This window comes from Achromobacter sp. Root83 (assembly GCF_001428845.1).
Classification (GTDB): Bacteria; Pseudomonadota; Gammaproteobacteria; order Burkholderiales; family Burkholderiaceae_B; genus Achromobacter.
The window spans coordinates 291,934-313,648 of record NZ_LMIU01000022.1 but is presented as its reverse complement, the minus strand read 5'-3'; the positions used below and the strand labels follow the sequence as shown (position 1 = coordinate 313,648).

General features: G+C 65.1%; 21 protein-coding genes. 10 read left to right on the top strand and 11 right to left on the bottom strand.

All coding sequences use genetic code 11. The annotated features are described in order from the left end of the window. Positions 1-71: 71 nt before the first annotated feature. Positions 72-1,313 carry an MFS transporter gene (locus ASE30_RS17180; RefSeq protein WP_057285484.1) on the top strand — a complete coding sequence of 414 codons (1,242 nt, stop codon included), beginning with the start codon at positions 72-74 and terminating at the stop codon, positions 1,311-1,313. A gap of 21 nt (positions 1,314-1,334) precedes the next feature. Here ASE30_RS17180 and ASE30_RS17175 read toward each other — a convergent pair whose 3' ends face one another. Then, positions 1,335-1,715, bottom strand: coding sequence for a cupin domain-containing protein (locus tag ASE30_RS17175; RefSeq protein ID WP_057285483.1), 381 nt, complete (start codon positions 1,713-1,715; stop codon positions 1,335-1,337). 103 nt (positions 1,716-1,818) lie between these two features. Here ASE30_RS17175 and ASE30_RS17170 point away from each other — a divergent pair, with 103 nt between their 5' ends. Both ASE30_RS17170 and ASE30_RS17165 read left to right on the top strand, forming a co-directional pair. Then, entirely contained in the window at positions 1,819-2,052 is a 234-nt protein-coding gene (locus ASE30_RS17170; protein WP_057285919.1) for an Arm DNA-binding domain-containing protein, read from the top strand. Next, positions 2,049-2,606 carry an ureidoglycolate lyase gene (locus ASE30_RS17165; RefSeq protein ID WP_057285482.1) on the top strand — a complete coding sequence of 186 codons (558 nt, stop codon included), beginning with the start codon at positions 2,049-2,051 and terminating at the stop codon, positions 2,604-2,606. Before ASE30_RS17170 ends, ASE30_RS17165 begins: the two co-directional genes overlap by 4 nt. On the opposite strand, the gene ASE30_RS17160 is transcribed toward ASE30_RS17165, so the two are convergent. Then, positions 2,603-3,199, bottom strand: coding sequence for a hypothetical protein (locus tag ASE30_RS17160; protein WP_057285481.1), 597 nt, complete (start codon positions 3,197-3,199; stop codon positions 2,603-2,605). The two genes, ASE30_RS17165 and ASE30_RS17160, sit on opposite strands and share 4 nt — an antisense overlap. 152 nt (positions 3,200-3,351) lie before the next feature. On the opposite strand from ASE30_RS17160, the gene ASE30_RS17155 reads away from it, so the two are divergent. Together ASE30_RS17155 and ASE30_RS17150 are read left to right on the top strand one after the other, a co-directional pair. Continuing rightward, positions 3,352-4,545, top strand: coding sequence for a DUF1254 domain-containing protein (locus ASE30_RS17155; RefSeq protein WP_057285480.1), 1,194 nt, complete (start codon positions 3,352-3,354; stop codon positions 4,543-4,545). An 11-nt stretch (positions 4,546-4,556) separates the two neighbouring features. Beyond that, positions 4,557-5,486: a LysR family transcriptional regulator gene (locus tag ASE30_RS17150; RefSeq protein WP_057285479.1), complete on the top strand. Its 930-nt coding sequence runs from the start codon at positions 4,557-4,559 to the stop codon at positions 5,484-5,486. Between the two features lie 75 nt (positions 5,487-5,561). Here ASE30_RS17150 and ASE30_RS17145 read toward each other — a convergent pair whose 3' ends face one another. The 4 genes from ASE30_RS17145 to ASE30_RS17130 form a co-directional block, all read right to left on the bottom strand. Next, positions 5,562-6,368, bottom strand: a complete 807-nt coding sequence (locus tag ASE30_RS17145; RefSeq protein ID WP_057285918.1) for an SDR family oxidoreductase — start codon at positions 6,366-6,368, stop codon at positions 5,562-5,564. Positions 6,369-6,393: 25 nt separating this feature from the next. After that, positions 6,394-7,593, bottom strand: a complete 1,200-nt coding sequence (locus tag ASE30_RS17140; RefSeq protein ID WP_057285478.1) for an ABC transporter substrate-binding protein — start codon at positions 7,591-7,593, stop codon at positions 6,394-6,396. A gap of 31 nt (positions 7,594-7,624) precedes the next feature. After that, a complete protein-coding gene (locus tag ASE30_RS17135) occupies positions 7,625-8,557 on the bottom strand; it encodes a 3-keto-5-aminohexanoate cleavage protein (protein WP_057285477.1) in 933 nt (310 codons plus the stop codon). A gap of 221 nt (positions 8,558-8,778) precedes the next feature. Then, on the bottom strand, positions 8,779-9,060 hold the full coding sequence (locus tag ASE30_RS17130) for a peptidylprolyl isomerase (protein ID WP_057285476.1): 282 nt from the start codon (positions 9,058-9,060) through the stop codon (positions 8,779-8,781). Positions 9,061-9,241: 181 nt separating this feature from the next. On the opposite strand from ASE30_RS17130, the gene ASE30_RS28600 reads away from it, so the two are divergent. Then, positions 9,242-10,126: an HNH endonuclease gene (locus ASE30_RS28600; protein WP_082601619.1), complete on the top strand. Its 885-nt coding sequence runs from the start codon at positions 9,242-9,244 to the stop codon at positions 10,124-10,126. Between the two features lie 39 nt (positions 10,127-10,165). Here the strand turns inward: ASE30_RS28600 and ASE30_RS17125 are convergent, their stop codons facing one another. The 3 genes from ASE30_RS17125 to ASE30_RS17115 form a co-directional block, all read right to left on the bottom strand. Further along, positions 10,166-10,507: an addiction module antidote protein gene (locus ASE30_RS17125; RefSeq protein ID WP_057285475.1), complete on the bottom strand. Its 342-nt coding sequence runs from the start codon at positions 10,505-10,507 to the stop codon at positions 10,166-10,168. Between the two features lie 315 nt (positions 10,508-10,822). Continuing rightward, positions 10,823-12,961: an ATP-dependent helicase gene (locus tag ASE30_RS17120; RefSeq protein ID WP_057285474.1), complete on the bottom strand. Its 2,139-nt coding sequence runs from the start codon at positions 12,959-12,961 to the stop codon at positions 10,823-10,825. 158 nt (positions 12,962-13,119) lie between these two features. Continuing rightward, entirely contained in the window at positions 13,120-14,136 is a 1,017-nt protein-coding gene (locus ASE30_RS17115) for an amino acid ABC transporter substrate-binding protein (RefSeq protein ID WP_057285473.1), read from the bottom strand. Positions 14,137-14,397: 261 nt separating this feature from the next. On the opposite strand from ASE30_RS17115, the gene ASE30_RS17110 reads away from it, so the two are divergent. Continuing rightward, the gene (locus ASE30_RS17110; protein WP_057285472.1) at positions 14,398-15,522 is read left to right on the top strand and encodes an FUSC family protein; all 1,125 of its coding nucleotides are present in this window, start codon (positions 14,398-14,400) and stop codon (positions 15,520-15,522) included. A 10-nt stretch (positions 15,523-15,532) separates the two neighbouring features. Here the strand turns inward: ASE30_RS17110 and ASE30_RS17105 are convergent, their stop codons facing one another. Further along, the gene (locus ASE30_RS17105) at positions 15,533-16,495 is read right to left on the bottom strand and encodes a LysR family transcriptional regulator (RefSeq protein WP_057285471.1); all 963 of its coding nucleotides are present in this window, start codon (positions 16,493-16,495) and stop codon (positions 15,533-15,535) included. Between the two features lie 171 nt (positions 16,496-16,666). Here ASE30_RS17105 and ASE30_RS17100 point away from each other — a divergent pair, with 171 nt between their 5' ends. The 3 genes from ASE30_RS17100 to ASE30_RS17090 all read left to right on the top strand — a co-directional run bounded on the left by ASE30_RS17100 (position 16,667) and on the right by ASE30_RS17090 (position 20,565). Then, complete coding sequence (locus tag ASE30_RS17100) at positions 16,667-17,680, top strand: tripartite tricarboxylate transporter substrate binding protein (RefSeq protein WP_057285470.1); 1,014 nt, start codon at positions 16,667-16,669, stop codon at positions 17,678-17,680. A 58-nt stretch (positions 17,681-17,738) separates the two neighbouring features. After that, complete coding sequence (locus ASE30_RS17095) at positions 17,739-19,460, top strand: amidohydrolase family protein (RefSeq protein ID WP_057285469.1); 1,722 nt, start codon at positions 17,739-17,741, stop codon at positions 19,458-19,460. Positions 19,461-19,587: 127 nt separating this feature from the next. After that, positions 19,588-20,565 (top strand): tripartite tricarboxylate transporter substrate binding protein, encoded by a 978-nt coding sequence (locus ASE30_RS17090; protein ID WP_057285468.1) that lies wholly within the window; start codon positions 19,588-19,590, stop codon positions 20,563-20,565. Positions 20,566-20,582: 17 nt separating this feature from the next. Here the strand turns inward: ASE30_RS17090 and ASE30_RS17085 are convergent, their stop codons facing one another. Then, positions 20,583-21,629, bottom strand: a complete 1,047-nt coding sequence (locus tag ASE30_RS17085) for a LysR family transcriptional regulator (RefSeq protein WP_057285467.1) — start codon at positions 21,627-21,629, stop codon at positions 20,583-20,585. Positions 21,630-21,715: the final 86 nt, after the last annotated feature.

Below are 21,715 nucleotides of genomic sequence, written 5' to 3'. Positions count from 1 at the left end.
GGGGCGCGCCGCGCCTGTAATAGAGCCGTGCCCGCCCTAATGGGGGCGACGTTCCACGCAAGAGGTTCGCCATGTCCACCCCGAGCAGATCTTCCCTGGATGTCTCGCAGCTATGGCTGCTGGTGCTGGCCGGCGGCGTCGTCATGGGCCTGGCCCTGGGCGTACGCCACGTGCAGGGCCTGTTCCTGTTGCCCGTCACGATGGACCGGGGCTGGAGCCGCGAGACCTTCGCCATCGCGCTGGCCGTGCAGAACCTGACCTGGGGCATCGTGCAGCCGTTCACCGGCATGATCGCTGACCGCTACGGTTCGGCCAAGGTCATCGCGGGCGGGCTGCTGTTCTACGCCGTGGGGCTGGTGGGCATGGCGCACGCCACGACGCCCGCGGGCTTTCTGTGGACGGCGGGCGTGTGCGTCGGCATTGCGCTGTCCGGCACGGCGTTCGCCGCCATCTACGGCGCGCTGAGCCGCCTGGTGCCGCCCGAGCGCCGAAGCTGGGCCCTGGGCGTGGCGGGCGCGGTGGGCGGGCTGGGGCAGTTCACCATGGTGCCGGCGGCGCAATGGCTGATCGGGGGCTGGGGATGGGTCACGGCGCTGCTGGTCTTTGCGGTCGTGCTGGCTTTTCTGCTGCCCTTGGCGCTGCCCTTGCGCGAGCCCGCCGTCAGGATGCAGGACGCCACCGCCCCGGACGCCAATCTGTCCATGCCCGCCGCCATCCGCGAGGCCTTTACCCGCCCCGGGTTCTGGCTGTTGAACCTGGGTTTCCTGGCCTGCGGCTTCCAGTTGGCCTTCATCGGCACGCACCTGCCGGCGTACCTGATGGACAAGGGCCTGCGCGCTTCCGATGCGGTCGCGGCGTTGGCCATCATCGCGCTGACCAACGTCATGGGCACCTATGTCTGCGGCATCCTGGGGGCGCATCATCGCCGCAAATACCTGCTGGCCGGTATCTACCTGCTGCGCACCGCCGCCATCGCCCTGTTCGTGCTGCTGCCGCTGTCCACGTGGTCGGTCTATGCATTCGCCGCCGTGATGGGCTTTGTCTGGCTGGGTACCGTGCCGCTCACCAACGGTCTGATCTCACAGGTGTTCGGCGTGCGCTATATCACCACCTTGTTTGGCTTCGTGTTCTTTGGCCATCAGGTGGGATCGTTCCTGGGCGTATGGCTGGGCGGCGTCGTGTTCGAGACCACCAAGTCCTACGATCTGATCTGGCTGGGGGCGATGGGGCTGGGCGTGCTGTCGGCCGCGCTGCACTGGCCGATCGATGATCGCGAGATCCAGCGCGTCCGTCCCGCCGGCGTGCCGGGATAGTCCGCGCGGGACCGGGCGCCGCTACGCGGGGCGGTGCTGCGTGCCCGCGCCCAGCGTGATGTGCAGCATGCGGCAGGGCTGGATCACCTTGACGGTGTGCCACGCGCCCTTCGGAATGACATACGCGTCGCCAGCCCGCAGCGTCGCGATGCGCGGTCCTTCGGGTTGCTCCAGATGCAGTTCCGCCGCGCCGGACATGAGACGCACGATCTCGTCGGCCTCGGGGTGCATTTCCCATTGCGGCCAGTCCGCCGCGAACGCATATTCGGACACCAGCCAGCCGCGTCCGTACTTTTCCAGCTCCGCTTCGGGTTGCGACCAGAACGCAACGCCGCCGGGTACCGTGGCGGCGGCGCCGGAGGCGTCCAGGAACACATAGTGCGTAGACAGGTCAGTGGCCATGATGCGCATCCTTGGAGTGGGGGCGTGCGGCCAGTGTATGACGGCGCGGCTGTCATATCGAAGCGTTTATCATGGGGTCCAACGGCAACCAGGGGAGAGGGCGATGAACAAGGGATTCGAGGGGGTACGGCCCGCGTCCGAATCATCCATCGAGATCGGCTTCCTCTATGACGGCAGGCACTATGTCGAGCGCGTCCGGGTCAAACCCACCGCCGCCAATCTCAAGCGGGCCGCCGACCGGCGGGCCGCCATCCTCGAGGCCATCGCGCGTGGCGAGTTCGACTATGACGCCGAATTCCCCAAGCGCGGCGCTAAGCCACCACAGGGTCCCGCATGACAAGCAACACCGCGCTGCAAATCAACGATCTCACGCCGGAGGCGTTCAACGCCTACGGCTGGATGCTGGGCAAGCCGATACCGGATGGCCACGGCGTGCCGCTGTACTCGCACCCCGCCACCGACTTCTGGCAGGAACACCTGTTCAATACCGGCGCGGGCGGCGACGCCGAGTTGCTGTGGGTCAACTACCGCAGCCAGTCCACGGAAGTCTCAAGCCTGGAAAAGCACCTGCTGACGCAACAGGCCATCGTTCCCCTCACCGGCGAGATCATCCAGATCGTGGCGCGCAGCGCCGCCGATGGCAGCCCCGACCTGTCCACGCTGGCGGCCTTCCGCGTGCCGCAGGGGCAGGGCGTGTGCATGCGGCCGGGCTGCTGGCACGCCACCCGCGTCGCCAGCGCGGAAGTCACGTGCCTGATGCTGACCCGCCGCTCCACCACGGTGGACCTGATCCAGCACCTGACCACCGACGCCCGCGCCACGGAAAGCGACATCGCCGCCATTCCCGCATGCCATCTGGAACTGCCGCAGGACCTGAGCCAGGCGGCCTAATCACCGGCGCTGCACGCGTACCCCATGCGCGCGAACAGCGGCCACTTGTTGCGGTAGCTGTCCGTCCAGCACATGCCGAAGAACGCGGCGAACGGCGCGTCGACCGCATGCACCGTCACTTGCGCCGCGGCCTCGGCATCTGCCGGGCAGAACGCCTGGCCTGGATTCGGATGCAGGGCCCCATCCCAGACGGGCTTGTCGCAATGCTCGCAAAAATTGCTCCATTCGCCGCCCCGGCCGGGGTTCGGACGGTAGGGCGGCGCAAGGGCCTGCATCGTTTGCGCCACCGCGGGGGACAAGGCCGCCGTCGCGGAAATCATGGCCGGCCCTGGAATCCGCTGCCATGAAGCGGGGCTGAACAGCCAGTCGCGAAACGCCTGGGGATCCAGCCCGGGGCTGTCGGCATCGTCTTCGTCCAGCTCCACGTCGGCCTCGGTGCTTTCGTGGCCGGACGGCACCGCCAGCGCGTACACCCGCGAGATCTCGTTGCAGGCCGGGCAGCGGTGCGGGGCCTGCAGCACGAAGTACGAAGACGCGCGTATGTTGTAGGACTCGCCGTCCGGGCCGCTGCTGCCGTGGTCTTGCGTCTGCATCTTCCGTTTGCCGTTGCTGTCTGGCCGGCCCCTGCCGCGCCGATTCTTTTACATGAGGGGGAAATATGCCAGAATCCCCGGGAATTCAAGCCTTGCACGCGACGCTGCCCCCACCTGGGCGTTGCCAACATCACGCCATGTTGGAGCACTGAATGCGCCACCGTCAGAGTAGCACTGGATCTTTCAACGCAAGCCAACGTTCGTTTCCCAAGGCCATAGCGGCCGCCACGCTGGCCGGCAGCCTGGCGGGATGCAGTTTCACGTCGCCCGACGCCGCGACGGGGTCGCAATCCGTCGGCATCCAGGGCGTCACCGCGCAACAGGCGCGCAGCATCGCCCGCGAGGCCTATCTGTACGGCACACCCATGGTCGCCAGCTACCAGGCCATGTACGCCTTCAGCATCGACAAGAAGAGTCCGCAGTACAAGGGTCCGTTCAATACGCTCAACACGATCGACAACCCTGTGCGCGCAGGCGCGCCCGGGGACGTGGCGCCCGCGGCGCCTGAGGCAAGCGCATCGGCAAACATATCGGGCAGAACCTCGGGCAGCCGCTCTGGCGGCACGTCAGGCGGCACTTCGGGCAGCACTTCATATTCCTTCGCCGTCCTGGATTTGCGCGCCGAACCCGTGGTCATCACCGTGCCGCCAATCGAGGCGCGGCGCGACTTCGCGCTGCAGTTCATGGACCTGTACACATATCGCCTTGCCTATATCGGCAGCCGCTCCACCGGCAACGGCGGCGGCCGCTTCCTGGTCGCCGCGCCGCGCTGGAAGGGCGCGGTCCCGCCCGGCATCACCCAGGTCATTGCGTCGGAGACCGAGTTCGTCACCGTGGTGGGCCGCACGCAGCGATTCAACGCCGCCGACCAGGAAAACATCCAGCGCATCCAGTCGCGCTACAAGATCCAGCCCTTGTCGGCGTTCACCAGGAAGCCCGCGACGGCCGTGCCCGCCGCCGTGGATTGGATCGATCCGGTGCCGCCCGCGCAGCTGCGCACGTCGCTCGAGTTCTACAACGAGCTTGCCTTCCTGCTGCAGTTCGCGCCCACGCACTCCACCGAAAAATGGCTGCGCGAACGCTTCGCCAGCATCGGCGTCAGGGCCGGCCAACCGTTCGACACCGAGAACCTCAATCCCGCCCTGCGCCGCGCCCTGCAGGAAGGCATGCACGACGGGCAGAACGACATCGACAAGAACCGCGCGGCCCTGGGCGGCAAGACCGGCTCGCTGTTCGGCGACCGCGCCACGCTGAAGAACGACTATCTGTCGCGCGCCACTGGCGCGCAGATGGGCTTGGGCGCCAGCGGCACCAAGGAAGCGCTGCCCGCCGCGCCGAACAAATAGGCCGGCGCCGCATGAAGCGCAACTTCAATATCCACGACCTGCGCATCTTCTATGCGGTGGTCATGACAGGCTCGACCCGGCAGGCGGCGCACGCCATGCACCTGACCCAGCCGGCGATCAGCCACGCGATTTCACGCCTGGAAAGCGCCACCGGCGTCCAGCTTTTCGACCGGTCCCACAAGACATTGCGCCCCACCGAGGCGGGTCAGTACCTGTACAGCGAAGCCAAGTTCGTGCTGGACGAACTGGTGCGCATCGACGAAGCGCTGCACAGCATCGAACAGTTCGGCGGACGCGGCCTGCGAATCGCCTCATCCCCGGCACTGGCGCTGGGCTACGCGGCCGACGCCGTGCGCCGCTATCTGGACATCAACGGCACCCGTCCGTTTTCCATCGACGTCGAATCGTCCATGCAAGTGATCAGCGCGGTGGAAACCATGCGTGCCGACTTCGGCCTCGGCGCGGTCGGGCGCGACAGCACCCGGCTGGGCTTTACCCCGTTCCTGCGTGCGGACGTCATGGCGATCGCACACCACGAGCATGCTCTGGCCGGGCGCGACGTCATCGCCGTCGGGGACATCCCGCCCGACACCTATGTCAAGCCGCTGTGGTCCGACTACGTCGTGGCGCAGGGCGACATCGCCGACTCGCTGCTGCTGCGATCGGGCATGCAGGCCCACATGTCGCTGGTGCCCGGCACCGTGCGCGCGGTCAAAGGCATCAGCCTGGTCAACGCCTTGTCGGCCTCGGACATCGTGGCGTCCTTCCCGGACCTGGTGGCGATACCGCTGGCCTCGCGGCAGTGGTTCGACTTTTTGCTCATTACCCGCATCGAAGCGCGCAACCAGGACCTGACGGGCCGGCTGCTGGACGCCTTGCGCGCCACCGCCCAGGAACGCCGCCACGGCGTTTACGCGCACACCATCGAACTGCTGGACTAGGCACCGCTTGCCTGGCCGCATAATGGGACGACCTGGGGACGACCCCGGGGACGGCCAGGCCGGCTCCGCGCGCCGTCATGCCGCGGGCGGTTGCCAGGGCAGAGACTGCAGATCGCCATCGATGCTGATGGCTTGCCCGCTGACCATCGCCCCGAAAGGACTGGCCAGAAACAGCGCCATATTGGCGATGTCCGCCGCGCGCACGAACTGCCGCAGGCTGACGCCGGACAACTCCAGCGTGGTTTCTTCCTCGACCGTCAGTCCCATGTTCTTCGCCCGGGCGGCGATCACGCGGTCGATGCGCGGCCCCGCCACCAGTCCCGGCAGCAGCGCGTTGACCCGGATGCCCAAGGGCCCCAGCTCCACGGCCAGGGAACGCGTCAGTCCCACCACGCCCCATTTGGTCGCCGCGTAAGGGGTGCGCATCGGCACTCCCATGCGGCCCGCCACCGAGCTGATGTTGATGATGCTGCCGCCGCCCGCCTCGCGCAGCGCGGGAAGCGCGTGACGCACCGTATGGAACTGCGACGCCAGATTGATGTCCAGCGTGGCGTCCAGGTCGTCGGCCGTGATGTCGGCAATACCGGCCGTCGGCCCCGCGATGCCGGCGTTGTTGACCAGCACGTCCAGCCCGCCCAGATGCGACAGCGCCGTCTGCATGTAGCGGTCGATCTCGTCGCGGCGGCTGACATCCGCGCGCGCCCAGGCGTGGCGGCAAGTCGCCAGCGCCTGTTCGTCCACGTCGCACAGATGCACCCGCGCGCCGCGCTCGGCGAAGGCGTCGGCCAGCGCCGCGCCGATGCCGGCCGCGCCCGCCGTGACGATGACCCGCTTGCCCGACAGGTCCACGGGCAGAGCGGCGAGGTTGGTGGCGGTATTCATGAGCGTTTCCGGTTGGTCCATGGCATCAAGGCTTCATCAGGCGGCAGGTCGATTCCGCGGGCGACGTATAGACCTGATCGCCCGGCACCCGGGTCACCAGCTTGTAGTAGTCCCAGGGTCCCCTGGATTCCGCCGGCGTCTTCACCTGCATCAGGAACATGTCGTGCACCATCAGCCCATCGGCGCGGATCTTGCCGTCCTTCACGAAAAAGTCGTTCACCGGGTTCGCCTTCAGCCACTTCATGATGGTCTCGCCGTCGGTGCTCTTGGTGGCTTCCACCGCTTTCAGATAGGTCGTCGCCGCGGAATAGTCGCCCGCTTGCAGCATCGACGGCTTCTTCTTCATCACGGCCTCGAAGCGCGACGCCCACTTGCGCGACGGATCGTCCTGATCCCAGTACCAGGCCGTGGTCAGGTACATGTTCTGCGCCGCCTGCAGGCCCAGCGCGTGCACGTCCGTGATCAGCACCAGCAGACCCGCGATCTTCATCTTGGGCGTCAGCCCGAATTCATTCGCGGCCTTCACCGCATTGCTGGTGTCGCTGGCGGAATTGGCCAGCCCCAGCACCTGCGCGCCCGAGGCCTGCGCCTGCAGGATGAACGACGAGAAATCGGACGAGTTCAACGGATGGCGCACCCGCCCCTTGGTATTGCCGCCGTCCGCCTGCACGACCGCCGCCGCGTCCCGCTCCAGCGCATGTCCGAAGGCATGGTCCACCGTCAGGAAGAACCAGTCCTTGTTGCCTTCCTTCATCATGGCGCGCGCCGTACCGCGCGACAGGGACACGGTGTCGTACACGTAATGCACGGTGTAGGGCGTGCACTGCGCATTCGTCAGTTCCGACGCGCCCGCGCTCACCACGAAGAATGGCGTCTTCTTTTCCTCGGCCACCTTCGCCATCGCCAGCGCCGCCGCCGAATTCGCGCCCGCGATCAGCATGTTCACGCCCTTCTGGTCCAGCCATTCCCGCGCACGGGACGACGCGATGTCGGCGCGGTTCTGGTGGTCGGCCACCAGCACCTCGACCTTCTTGCCCGCCACCACCCCGCCCAGGTCCGCCACCGCCATCTTGATCGCCTCGGCGCCGCCCGGCCCGTCGGCGTCCGCCGACAAGCCGGACATGTCCGTGATGAACCCGATGCGGATCACTCCATCATCGGCCTGCGCCGCGCCCGCCATCCCCAACAGCGCGGCCACGGCCGTCGCGCACAATGTCTTTTTCATGTCTGGTCTCCCCACTGGATAGAACGATTATTCAGAACGCGACGTTGCCGCGTCCCTTCAGTTGCAGCGTCTTACGCGCGTCGTCGGGTGTGGCGGCTTGCAGCGACAGATCCTCAAGAATCCGGCGAATCCGGCGCACCTGATCCGCATTCGACCGCGCCAGCTCGCCCGGCCCTTCCCACAAGGAATCCTCCAGCCCCACGCGCACATTTCCCCCCATCGTCGCCGCCATCGTCGTCAGCGGCGTCTGCTTGCGGCCGGCGGCCAGCACCGACCAGATGTAGTCGTCCCCGAACAGACGGTCTGCCGTGCGCTTCATCATCATCACGTCTTCGGGGTGCGTGCCGATCCCGCCGCGTATCCCAAACACCGACTGGATCAGGAACGGCGGTTTCAGCAGCTTGCGGTCCACGAAATGCGCCGCCGTATAAAGATGCCCGATGTCATAGCATTCGATCTCGAACCGCGTACCGTTATCGCTGCAGGACGACAGGATGTGCTCGATATCCTTGAACGTATTCCTGAAGATCAGATCGTTGCTGCCTTCCAGATACGGCAGTTCCCAGGCGTGTTTGAACTCCTTGAAGCGTTCTACCAGCTCATACATCCCGAAGTTCATCGACCCCATGTTCAGCGACGCCACTTCGGGCTTGAACCGCAGCGCCGGTGCCATGCGCTCGGCAATCGGCAGCACCGGCGACCCGCCCGTGGTGATGTTGATCACCACGTCGGAAGCTTCCTTGATGCGCGGCAGGAACTGCGCGTACAGCGCCGGATCCTGGGTCGGCTGGCCGGTATCGGGTTGGCGCGCATGCAAATGCACGATCGCCGCGCCAGCCTCCGCGGCCTCCAGCGCGGATCGCGCGATCTCGTCGGGCGTGACGGGCAGATGCGGCGACATCGACGGCGTATGGACCGAGCCGGTAATGGCGCAGGTAATGATGACCTTCCTGGACTTTTTCATGGGCCTCTGGCGTGCGCGTTGGATTCTTATGGCCCCGGCTGTCTCCTCCGGGTGTGGGCCATTCTGTCGCACGCTTCCGGTGCCTGTCACCTGAACAGAAATTATCAATTGATAGGGAATCCGGTGCTGCGGTGCAACGTGCCGGGCAACACCGAGCCGCCATGAAAAAGCCGCCGCCAGGATTGCTCCGGGCGGCGGCTTCTTCAGGACAGCAGCGGGACTTAGTCCTGGCGGCTGGTCACTTCAACCAGGTGATAGCCGAACTGGGTCTTCACGGGGCCCTGGACGACGCCGACCGGGGCGCTGAACACCACGGTGTCGAATTCCTTGACCATCTGGCCCGGGCCGAAGGAACCCAGGTTGCCACCGTCACGGCTCGACGGGCAGCTGGAGTTTTCCTTGGCGAGCTGAGCGAAGTCGCCGCCGTTTTCAATGGCGGTCTTGAGTTCGTTGGCCTTGGCTTCGGTGGAAACGAGGATGTGACGGGCGGAGGCTTGTGCCATGAGGGGCTCCTTGCGGGCTTGATTTGGGGAGGGGAGAGTAACGCATTTGGGCGTACTCGCTACGTTGCCATCATAAACGGGGTTTGGGGCGGCACCGAAAGCCTGGACCTCAGATCATGGAGTGATTTCGGGTTGCTCCAAATCCTTCGCTACTATTACAAAAGATAACAAGGAGCGAAGGATGAACTTCTGGTGGGTCAATCACAGCAAGTCCTATAAGGTGGAGCTCGGAGGTGGGTACATCTGGTGCCCACAAGTTCATCCGGGGGATGTGCAGAGAACCCCATGGCTCAATGTGGCTGCAGTCCGCCCTGGTGATCTGATCATTTCCTATGCCAAGCAGCATGTGCGGGCCGTGGGGATCGCCTTGACGAGCGCCCTTGATTCGGAACCCAAGCCTGGCTATGCGGAGAATGGTTGGAGTGACCTGGGGTGGGAGGTCAAAGTACAGTGGGAAATGTTACCGTTGCCTTTCTCGCTGAAGCCCTACGTGGAAACTATTAGCGGGTTTCTAGCCTTAAAAAATGCGCCACTCCAACCTAACGGAAAGGCCCAGTTGGCCTATCTGACTTCGATCAGCAAAGAGTTTTGTGAATGGCTGTTGCGTAACGTCGGGGTGAATGAAGCACTAGTCCTAAATCTTGCTGACGATGCCGAGGTGAACGCGCAGAATATTCCGGCGACGGAGAAAATTCGGTTGCATCAGGCTAGGGTCGGGCAGGGAACGTACCGGAGAGAGGTTCTACGGCTCGAGCCGAGATGTCGATTAACGGGGGTGTCGGACGCGAATTTTCTGATTGCCAGTCATATCAAACCCTGGAGAAGTAGCTCGAACGCAGAGCGATTGGATGGGCACAACGGATTGATGCTAGCCCCACATGTGGATCGGTTGTTTGATCAGGGGTGGATATCGTTTCAAGATTGTGGTGATCTGTTGTTTGTTCCAGAGGTTGCCGCGGTGATCAACGCGTGGGGGCTGCCGACACGTTGGAATGTGGGCGAGTTTTCCAGCCAGACGTCTGGCTATCTTGGTTTTCATCGTGACCAAATATTTAGACGATCGTAGATTTGTGCAAGCGATCATCGGATACTTCGCCGCGCTCGCTCAAGCGTGTGACACCGTGCGCTCGGCAGGCGCTACGGACAGCCTCAGCTCCAGCGCATGCAGCACCGCCAGCAAGGTCTTGAGGGTCGGGTTGCCGGTTGGCGACAGCGCCCGATAGAGCGCTTCTCGGGTGATACCAGCTTCCTGCGCGACCAATCCCAGTCCGCCGTATGCCTCGGCCACGTCGCGAAGCGCAAGCAGACCGACCGCGCGATGCTCCGAGTTGTCCAGTTCTTCCATCGCGGATTTCAGGTATTCGACCGCAAAGGCTCGATCAGCACGCAGCTCGGCGATGGTGCTCTCGCTGTGGGAGACCGAGGCGGCATGTTTGCGGCTGCTCATGTATTTCTCCGTTTCCAGTCCCTTGCCTTGTAGCCGGCACCGGCCTGTCGGGCATTAAAGAGGATCAACGCGAAACGCAGATGCACTCTGGACAAACACGCCACAAGATATGTGGACGGAGGTCCATCGGCGTCCGGCCGTGATTCCGGATCACTATTGCGGCAGCGGTGAGTTCAGTCTACGGGAAGGTCGGTGGTGCTTGTGCTCGCGGGACGGGTAGGATCGGTCTGATACCTCACCACACTAGCGGAACGACGCCTGGAAGTCGGTGGGACGGCTGCGCGAGCCGATACGCTCGCCAAATCGCGGCCTAGCCTAGGAAGGGTCGGCAAACCACTGCCTGAAAGGCTCCGGGTCCAGATTACCCGGCACGTACCAGACCTTCCGAGTCTTGTCCCACTGAGCCCCCAGCGCCTTCACCACCTCTCTGTTCGCGTAAGCGACCTTGAGATCGCGGTGGCCCAGGGCTTTTGCGGGCGTGGCCACATTGCGGCGTAGGGCGGTGTCCGCTCGCTTCTGGATGCCGTCCAGCTGCATTTGCGCCAGGAACGCGCTGCGCTGCGCGGGGGCTTCGGGGGAAATCAGGGTCAAGCGCGATTTCGTTCGGGTGGCGGCGACGTAGAACAGGTTCTTTTCCTCTTCAAGTTCTCGCAGCGGACTGGGAAATTCGCCGGCGGCCATGAAAGGCAGAATGACGTGTTCGAATTCCTTACCCTTGACGTTGACGATGCAGTCCACCAACACGGCGTTTTTGGCTGGGCGCGCGCCGGCAAAGGCTTCCGCGGCGCCGATCCATTCGGAAAACTGCCGCAGGCTCTTGCCGGAACTCTGGGCGGTGGCGATGAATCCGCTTACGGACCTGGTAACCACGGACGCTTCGTAGGGATGGACGTACAGGCGCCGGGCCAGATTATCCATATCCATGATGTGGCAGACATGCTCCAACGCGCCGTGCGCGGGAGTGTCGGCAGCCAGGCCGCGCAGATGGGCCACGGCATCCGCGATGCGGGTGCGCGCGGAGACGCTGCCCACGCGCTGTATCTGCCCGTCAAAAAAATGCTTCAGCGCGGACGGTTCTTTCGAGAGCGTGGTCTTGGCTTCGCGCAGCTCCTGCGGCGTCAGCGGAACCTCCGCGAATGTGGCCAGCGCTTCCACGATCGCCTCGCGCGTGGCGGGCGACGCGACGTGATGGAAATCATCGAGCGCGATGGCGATCATGCCGCGTAGAAACAGGATCTCTTCGCGCAGCAGGTAGCTGTTCATCGTCAGCGTGCGGTACTGCACGCCGGCGTTCATCAGCGCATTTTCGATTTCGATGGATTGATGGGCGTCGCGCAGCAGGATGCAGCACTTGTCCAGCGCCCTGCCGTCCTGCTTCCATTGCAGCGCGGCGTTGACGGCTTCGATCCCGCACGCGCCTGGGGCGTCCGGATACGTCGGCTCGCGGATCTCCGTGCGCACGGGAAGATTGGAGTCGACGGGTTTGTGCTTGAACGCTTCCATGGCGTATGCCAGATGCGGCCCATGCCGGTACGTCATCGTCAGCGGAAGCGTCGCGCAGTCCGGAAAACTGGAGGCGATGCGATGCCGCAGGAATGATTCGTCCGCGCCCAGGTGGGAATAGATGACCTGGTCCTTGTCTCCGACACCGACGAAGTAGCTGATGCCGATGCTCAACAACGCCTCAAGAATGCGGAACGATGCTTCGTTGATGTCATGCAGTTCATCGCAGACCACCAGTTTGTAGAACGGCAGTTGGTGCCGCGTATCCGGCTCCGCCGTCAGCCTGCTGGCGAGGTCGTAGCTGGCATCGAAGAACCCTCGGGCCGCCACGTGGCCAAAGACGTCGACGCGCTGCTTTTCATATTCAATGGCCCACAGATAGTCGGTCAGCGGCGTGTTCGCGCTTTCCGCCGCGTACTGGGGATCGTCCCCGCCGTCTCCGAAGATCTGCATCGTGGCCTTCAGCTTCAGCAACCCATCCAGGAACTGGCTGACGGCGGTGTTGTGTGTGCGGATGTCGAGCAGGTCGGCGTACTGCGGGTGGCCAAGCGCCACGTTTTCCAGCGCCGACAAGGCAAAGCTCTGTTGTTCGCGCGTGGAATGCAGGATTTCCGGCTTGCCGTCTTCGATGTTCGACAGCACCCGCTGCGCGAAGTCTTCCATGGTCTGGACGTTGACCCGCCTGGCGGTGTTGTAGGCGATGCCCACGTCCTGCAGGCGGCTTTGCAACACCTGCCGGGCTTCGTCGGTGAAGGTCAGCGCCAGGATGTCTTCGGGCGCCAGGCCCCGGGTAAGCGCTTCCCCGATGCGCAGGGCCAAGGTCGTCGTTTTTGCGGCGCCCGCATTAGCAATGACAAGCGTGGTCCGGTTCCGCGAGATCTGGATTTTTACTTGTTCTTCAGTGGGGACGAATCCTGCGGGGGAGAATTGAGCGGGCGTAGTCGTGGTCATCGGGAAGGGGGACGGGCAGGCAGGTCAGGCCGCAGGATCCGGCGGCTGCTTCAGTATAGGCGGCGGTCAGGTTATCCCGGACCGCCGCGCTGCACGACGCCCGGCCGCGCCAGACTGGCGGGTGGCCGGCAGCGTCGCCGGCCCGCCCGCGGGCCGCGCTAGCGCACCGGCCACCCGTACATCAAACCACCATCCCGATACGACGCGTTCAGGCCGCGCGTGAGCTTCAAGGGGCTGCTGGGGCCCAGGTTCTTCTCAAAGCTTTCGCCGTAGTTGCCGATATTCTTGATGATGTTGTAGGCCCACTTGTCGTCGAGACCCAGGTTCTTCCCCATCCCGGGCGTCACGCCCAGCAGGCGCTGCACGTTGGGATTGGTGCTTTTGAGCATCTCGTCCACATTCTTCGACGTGACGCCGTATTCCTCGGCTTCGAGCATGACGGACATCGTCCAGCGGACCAGGTTGAACCATCGCTCGTCGCCCTGGCGCACCATCGGGCCCAGCGGTTCCTTGGAGAAGTTCTCCGGCAGGATGTCGTACTTTTCGGGGTTTTCCAGATTGCTGCGCGCCGCCGCGAGCTGGGACTTGTCGCCGGTGAACGCGTCGCAACGGCCCACCGCGAACGCGCGGATGATCTCGTCCAGGCGCTCGACGACGACCGGCTTGAAGACGATGTTCTGCGCGCGGAACCAGTCCGCCAGGTTCAGCTCGGTGGTGGTGCCGGGCTGCACGCAGACCGTCGCGCCATCCAGTTCCTTGGCGCTTTTCACGCCCAGGGACTTGTTCACCATGATGCCCTGGCTGTCGTAGTAGTTCACGCCGACGCCGATCAGGCCCAGCGTGGTGTCGCGGGTCAAGGACAGCGTGGTGTTGCGCGGCAGCACGTCGACTTCGCCGGATTGCAGCGCGGTGAAGCGCTGGACCGCGCTGACCGCCATGATCTTGGATTTGGAGGCGTCGCCGAACATCGCGACGGCCAGCGCGCGGCACAGGTCGACATCCAGGCCGATCCATCCGCCCTTGCTGTCATTCACCGAAAAGCCGGCGACGCCCGTGGATACGCCGCATTGGACAAAGCCCTTGCTCTTGACGGCATCGAAGGTCACGCCAGCGTTGGCGGTCCAGGACGAGATGAACAAGGCGCTGCCCGCCGCCGCCAATTTGAGTGCTTTCATTGTGTCTCCGCGCGCGTGGCGCATGTGTATCAATCAGCCGAAGGCTGAGGTGCGGCGAATGGTAGCCAGCGGGTAAGGGGCGGAGAATACGGGAAATCCCGTTAAATCCGCCCGGCGGAATTTGCCGGGCCACGGCCGATCGCCCATACTGGACGCTTCCCCTGTCCAGAACCGGATCGGCCGCGCGTCCATGCCGCCAGCGGCTGCCCCGCGCCGGACGATGGCGCCGGGCAGGAATCGAATCGCCGCCAAGGCCAGCCTATGAAACGAAGTGACGAACCCGAAGAGCCCGCCCCGCGGTCCTGGCGCTCATTTGCCTTCCTGAAAGAACCCCTGCGTGGAACCTGGCGCGAGCTGATCCGCGTCAACGCCAGCGATCGGCGTTGGGAGATGCCGCTGGCCGCCGCGCTGTCCTCGGGCCTTCCCCTGATGGTGGGCGCGTATTTCGGACGAATGGACTACGGGCTGATGTCCAGCCTGGGCGGCATGGTTTTCCTGAGCCTGCCCAATTCGTCGCTGCAGCACCGGATGATGATGTTGCTGGCCGCGTCGTTCGGCATGGTGGCCTGTTTTGCCGTGGGCGCGCTGACCCAGTTCTGGCCCACGGTCATGATCGCGGCGCTGACCCTGATCGCCATCGTGGTCAGCATGGTCTGCCGGTGCTATCGGCTGGGCCCGCCCGGCAGCCTGTTCTTCATCATGGCGACGGCCATCGCGGCGTACACGCCCGGACGGCTGGAGGACGTGCCCCTGCGGGTCGGCATGGTGGCGCTGGGCTGCCTGGTGGCGTGCCTGGTCGCCTTTGCGTATTCCTTGCACATGACGCGCGTGGCGCCGCCGCCGCCGGCGCCGGAACTGCCCAGTCCCACATTCGATTTTGTGGTGTACGACTCCGTGATCATCGGCGTGTTCGTGGGCATTTCGCTGCTGGTGGCCGAACTGCTGCAGCTGCCGCGCCCCTACTGGGTGCCGGTCAGTTGCCTGGCGATCATCCAGGGGGCCAGCCTGCGTGCGGCCTGGAGCCGGCAGCTACACCGCATCCTGGGCACCGCCGTGGGCTTGTGCGTGGCCTGGGCGCTGCTCAGCCTGCCCTTGAATGTGTGGACCTTGAGCCTGGTCATGATGGCGCTGTCCTTCGGCATCGAAACGCTGGTGGTGCGCCACTACGCCAGCGCTGTCGTCCTGATCACGCCGCTGACGATCTTCCTGGCGGAGGCCCCGCATCTGGGCCAAGGCTATCCCGCGGCCGTCATCGAGGCCCGGTTCCTGGATACGGTGATCGGCGCCTTCATCGGTGTGTTGGGCGCCGTGCTGCTGCACAACCAGCGCATCCGGCCGCATCTGTCGCGCTGGATGCGCGCGGTGCTGCCCAGCCGGGTGAGCTGAAGCACGGCGCTCAGCCGCGCCGGGCCGCGCCCCGGCGCCGTGCGCCCGGCGTGGGAACGGGCGCCTCGCCGGCCAGGAAACCCTGCACCAGGGCGATGATGCGTTCGGCCGTGGGCGACAGGCTGCGGCGGGCCCGGTGGATCACGTTATACGTCAGCGGTCCGGACGCGGGGTAGGGCAAGGGCAGGGGTACGAGCGTACCCCGGTCCAATTCCCCGGCGATGGCTTCGCGGGTGCAGAAAAGCACCACGTCGCTGCCCAGGGCGACATCGCGCAGCGCGCCGACGCTGTCGCATTCGAAGGCGATGGGCAGCGCGTCCGGGCCGTCCACCTGGTACAGCTTTGCCAGGTATTCGCGCGCGCGCTGAGGCAGGTCGGTGGCGGCCAGGCGGTATTGCGCCAGCGCCGCGCGCAGCTTGGGCTTGCGCGCCGCCTGCAAAGGATGCCCGGCACGCACGAATAGTCCGCCGTGCTGGGGTGGCAGCGCCCGGACGATGAAGTCCGCGGGCGGCGGCAGGCTATGGGTGACGGCCACCGCGAAGTCCAGCTTGTCCTGCAACAGCTTGTCCAGCAGCCTTTGCCAGCTTTCGATTTCGACGTGCACGCTCAGTCCGGGGTGTTCGCGCGCCAGGCGCACCAGAAGCGGCGACAAAAAGCCGGCGGCCGGGAATGCGCCCACCCCGAAACTGACGTGCCCGGAGTCGTGGCCCCGTATCAGTTCAGCTTCGCGGCGCAGGGCAAGCACATCGCCCAGGATCCGCCGCGACCGGTCCAGCACCATCTGCCCCGCCTGCGTGGGCGTCACGCCGATGGAGGCCCGGTCCACCAGCACCAGTCCCAGTGTTTCCTCCAGCGCCTGGATGCTGCGCGTCAGGGCGGACTGCGTCAGATGCAATCGTTGGGCGGCCCGCGAGAAATGCCGCTCTTCGGCAAGGACGGAAAAGTGCTGAAGCGAACGTATCGTCAGGCTCATGAGAATTTCTCATCGGGAATGCACCAAATATGCAATTGATTCGCCCCGTTGGCAAGACTACAACTGGCTGTCGGCGGCGTTGGGCGCATTGTCCGAAATGCCCGCCGGCAAAACACGATCCAGAGCGCTGCGCGACGTCGCGACACCGCCAACCTCGGCTGAGGAGACACCATGAACCACAAGTCGTTTTCACATCTGGCGGGCTGGGGCGGCGCCTTGTCCTTGAGTGTCCTGGCCTGTTTCGGGGCGGCTGCGGCGCCGGCCGGGCAGCCCGACGCGTCATGGCCCGCGGCGGGCAAATCGATACGCATGGTGGTGCCTTTTCCGGCGGGTTCGGGCTCGGATTCGCTGGCGCGCATGCTGGCGGCGAAGGTGACGCAGCAGACCGGAGCGTCCGTCATCATCGATAACAAGCCCGGCGCCGGAACGATGATCGGCGCGCAGGACGTGGCCCGCGCCAAACCCGACGGCTACACCCTGCTGTACACCATCGTCGTGACCCATACGCAGAATCCGCACCTGTACAAGAAGCTGCCGTACGACCCCGTGAAGGACTTCACGCCGATCCTGCAGGCGGTGCGTTCGGCGACCGTGCTGGTCGCCGCCAAGGAAGCGCCGTTTTCCACCACGGCGGAACTGATTGCGTATGCCAAGGCCCATCCGGGCAAGCTCAACTATGCGTCGTACAGCTTGGGATCGACCTCGCACCTCAATGGCGAAATCCTGAAGATGAAGACCGGCACGGACATCGTCCATGTGCCCTACAAGGGAACGGCCGACGCCAGCCGCGCGCTGCTGGCGGGCGACGTGCAGGTGTACTTCGACGGCACGGCCACGGCGGTCGAAAACGCCCGCGCGGGCAAGGTCAAGCTGCTCGGCCCGGCTACGGACCGCCGCCTGGGCGTCCTGCCGGAGCTGCCCACGCTGGAAGAGCAGGGCATACAGGGGCTGAACATCGTGGGCTGGCAAGGCATCTTCGGCCCGGGCGACATGCCGCCTGAACTGGCGAACCGCGTGGCCGGTGTATTCCGCGCGGCGCTTGAAACGCCCGATATCACACAGACCATCGTGTCCCAGGGCAACGAGGTGAGCGGCGCGGGACCGAAGGAATTCGCGGCGATCGTCCAGCGCGACAGCGCGCGCTGGGGCGACGTCATACGCCGGATCGGGCTGGTGCTGGAGTAATCGGCTTGCAAGCGGGTGGGCGGGAAAAACGGGCCTGCGAGGGCGCCAGGAGAAGACGATGCATGATGTGGTGATACGCGGCGGGACCATCGTGGACGGCTCGGGTTGCGCCGCCTTTGCGGGAGACCTCGCCATCGACGGCGGGCGGGTGACGCAGGCGGGCGGCAAGGCGGGCCCGGGGCGGCGCGAAATCGATGCCGAGGGCGCCCTGGTCACGCCGGGATGGGTGGATATCCACACCCACTACGATGGCCAGGCGACCTGGGATCCCTATCTCAGCCCTTCCACCTGGCATGGGGTCACGACCGCCATCATGGGCAACTGCGGCGTCGGCTTCGCGCCGGTCAAGCCGGACCGCCGCGAATGGCTGATCAAGGTCATGGAGGGCGTGGAGGACATCCCGGGGTCCGTGCTGTCCGAGGGTATCGAGTGGGATTGGGAGACCTTTCCGGAATATCTGGATGCGCTGGAACGCCGGCCCAAGGCGCTGGACATCGGGGCGCAGATACCGCACAGCGCGGTGCGCGCCTACGTCATGGGCGACCGCGCCATTCATCACGACGAGGCCTCGCCCGCCGATCTGCTGGCCATGCGCGAGGTCGTGCGCGCGGCCCTGCAGGCGGGCGCCGTCGGCTTTTCGACGTCGCGCACCTTCCTGCACAAGTACGACGAACGCAAATATCCGCCGGGCACCTTCGCCACGGGCGAGGAGATCATCGCGCTGGGCTCGGTCATGGGAGAAGTCGGCCATGGCGTTTTCCAGATGACGGCGAACCATCCCGCCATGGAAGGAGAGATTCCCTGGCTGGAGCAGCTTGCCCGCCACAATCGCCTGCCGGTGCTGTTCAATCTGCAGCAGACCGATGCCGCCCCGGACGTCTGGAAGCAGATCGTCCTGACGCTGGACAAGGCAAGGGACGAAGGCGTGCCGCTGCTGGCCGGCATCAGCGGACGCCCGCTGGGCATTCTGTTCTCTTGGCAGAGCACGCTGCATCCGTTCATTGCGCACCCGAGCTATCAGGCCCTGCAGGCGCTGCCCTTCGCCGAGAAGCTGGCGCGGCTGCGCGACCCGCAAACGCGCCAGACGATCATGAACGAACAGCGCGGCCTGTTGGACCGCCGCGCGGAAACCCTGTTCAGCAGCTTTCACAAGATCTACCGCCTGGGCAAGGAACCCGATTACGAACCCTTGCCCGAAGAAAGCGTGGCGGCCATGGCCGCGAGCGCCGGCCGGCCGCCCTTGGAGATGGTGTACGACCTGATGCTGGAAAACGATGGGCAGGCGATTCTCTACTATCCGTCCTTCAACTATTCCTACGAAAACCTCGATCACCTGCATCAGCTCATGCAGCACGCCAACACCGTCAACAGCCTGTCCGACGGCGGCGCCCATTGCGGCTACATCTGCGACGTCAGCATGCCCACCTTCATGCTCAGCCACTGGACCCGCGACCGCCGCCGAGGCCCCCTGCTGCCGCTGGAGCACATCGTCCGGCGCCAGACCCGCGACACGGCGATGGTGTACGGCCTGCGGGACAGGGGCCTGCTGCGGGCGGGCTACAAGGCCGATGTGAACATCATCGACCCGGACGCGCTGAAAGTGCATTGCCCCGAAATGGTGTTCGACCTGCCCGGGGGCGGACGCAGGCTGGTGCAGCGCGCCGACGGCTACGCCGCCACGCTGGTCAACGGTGTGCCCATCTTCGAAGTGGGGCAGGCCACCGGCGACCTGCCGGGGAAACTGCTGCGCGGCCCGAAGACGCAGGCTGTCCGGACCTAGGGCGCGCCGACTGCATATATTTGTAAAGACGAATAATTCGCCGGAATTTCTCATTTGTTGTGGAGGAAGGGCCTCCCTATGATCGGCAGGGTTGCGTTTGTCAGCAACTCACATCAAGGGGAAAAAAATGAAAACCTGGAAACTGGCCGCCATTGCCGCGGCCGTCCTGTGCGGCTGGGCCACGACCGCAAGCGCCGCCGATCCGGCGTATCCGAAGGGTCCGGTCACGCTGGTCGTGCCCTTCGCGCCCGGCGGATCGACCGACGTGATCGGACGCCTGCTGGCCGAGCGCCTGGCGGTTGCGCTCAAGCAGCCTGTCGTCGTCGAGAACCGCTCGGGCGCGGGCGGCAATATCGGCGCCGCCGTGGTGGCCAAGGCCGCGCCCGATGGCCAGACGCTGCTGTTCGGCACCACGGGCATCCTGTCCATCAATGAGTTTCTCTACGCCAATCCGGGCTACAAGGCCAGCCGCGATCTGCTGCCGGTCGTCTACACCGCGTCCATCAGCAATGTGCTCATCGTCAACAAGGACATGCCCGTGTCCAACGTGGCGGACCTGATCAAGCTGGCCCGCGAGAACCCCGGCAAGTATTCCTTTGCATCCTCGGGCGCGGGAAGCTCCACCCATCTGTCCGGCGAGCTGTTCAAGAACATGGCGGGCGTGGACCTGATGCACGTGCCGTACAAAGGCAGCGGGCAGGCGTTGGTGGATCTGGTGGGCGGCCAGATCAACATGATCTTCGACAACGCGCCGTCGGCGGTGCCGCTGGCGCAATCCGGCAAGGTGAAGGCGCTGGCCGTGACCAGCACCACGCCGCTGTCCGTCCTGCCCGGCGTGCCGCCGCTGGGCGAAGCCGGACTGAAGGGCTATGAATCCCTGTCGTGGACGGGCGTGGTGGCGCCGGCGGGAACGCCCCAACCGGTCGTCGACAAGCTGAACCGCGAGCTGAACGCCATTCTTGCGGATGAAGGCGTGCGCAAGAAGCTCACCGAACTGGGCGCGCAGGCAACCGGCGGCACGGCGCAGGACTTCACCGCGCATATCGAGGCCGAGCGCGCCAAGTGGGGCAAGCTGGTGCGCGACGCGAAGATCGCCACGCAATAGGCGGATTTGTCCCGGCGTCAGGCGCCGCGGCTTCGCGGCGTCTGCGCCCGGCGCGCGCCTTGCGTGCTTGGCGCCGAGGCGGCCTGGCGTGTCTTCCTGTCTTTGCCGCCCAGCACCCGGACGCCCGCAGGGACGGGCTTTTCGCTGATGATCTGCCGCATGTATTGCAGGAACAGCTCGGAACTGGCGGACAAGGAGCGCAGCCGCCGGGTGATCAGGCAGACTTCGCGCGACAGCCGGGGCGAGCTCAGTTCGCGGAACACAAAGGAGGCCGGCTCGGCGTCGCGGCCGGTGCGCGGCGGCGCGATGGAACTGGCCGCCAGGGCCGGCAGGATGGAATAGCGGCCGCCGCCGCGCAGCACGGCATGCAGCGACGATGTCCTGGAAACCTCGTCGTGCTGCTGCTCGAAAAAGCCGGGCTTGCCAGCGTGCGCCCGCAGGAATACGCCGATGCCGGTGTCTTCGGTGAATCCCACGTACTCGGCCGGATCCAGATCGGCCCATTTCAAGGGCCGCGACCCTTGCGCGTAGGCGTAGGACGCCGCGCAGATCACACCGTAGCGGTCCTCGAACAGCGGCGTGTAGACCAGTTCGGAAAACCCGTGATGCGACGTGGATATCGCAAAATCGATATCGCCGTTGGCGATCATTTTCTCGACCTGTTCGGAGCCGGCGTCGTGCAATGAGAAGGTGATCTTCGGATAGGCCTGGCGGAAGGCGGCGATGGCATCGCCCAGGAAGTAGTTGGTGACCGACGCCACGACGGCGATCCTGACGTGCCCCTGCCGCCCTTCGGAAAGCGCTTCCAGGTCGCTGACCGCGCCATCGAACTGGCTGAGGATGCGTTCGGCCTCGGCCTTGAAGCGCGCCGCCTCCGGCGTCATCACCACGCGGCGCGTGCTGCGGTCAAAGAGCTTGACGCCCACCGCTTCCTCGAACTGCTGGATCGTGGCGGTCAGTGACGACTGGGTCAGGAATAGCTGCGACGCGGCCACCGTGAACGAGCCTGTGTTGGCCACCGCCACGAAGCTGCGGAAATGCCGCAGCGAGATATTTCGCTTCATCGTCGCGCCCCGGAGCCAGACGCACGCGGGGCGCGCTCTGGATATATTGGAAAAACCGAATAATAAACAAATATCAACAATTTGTA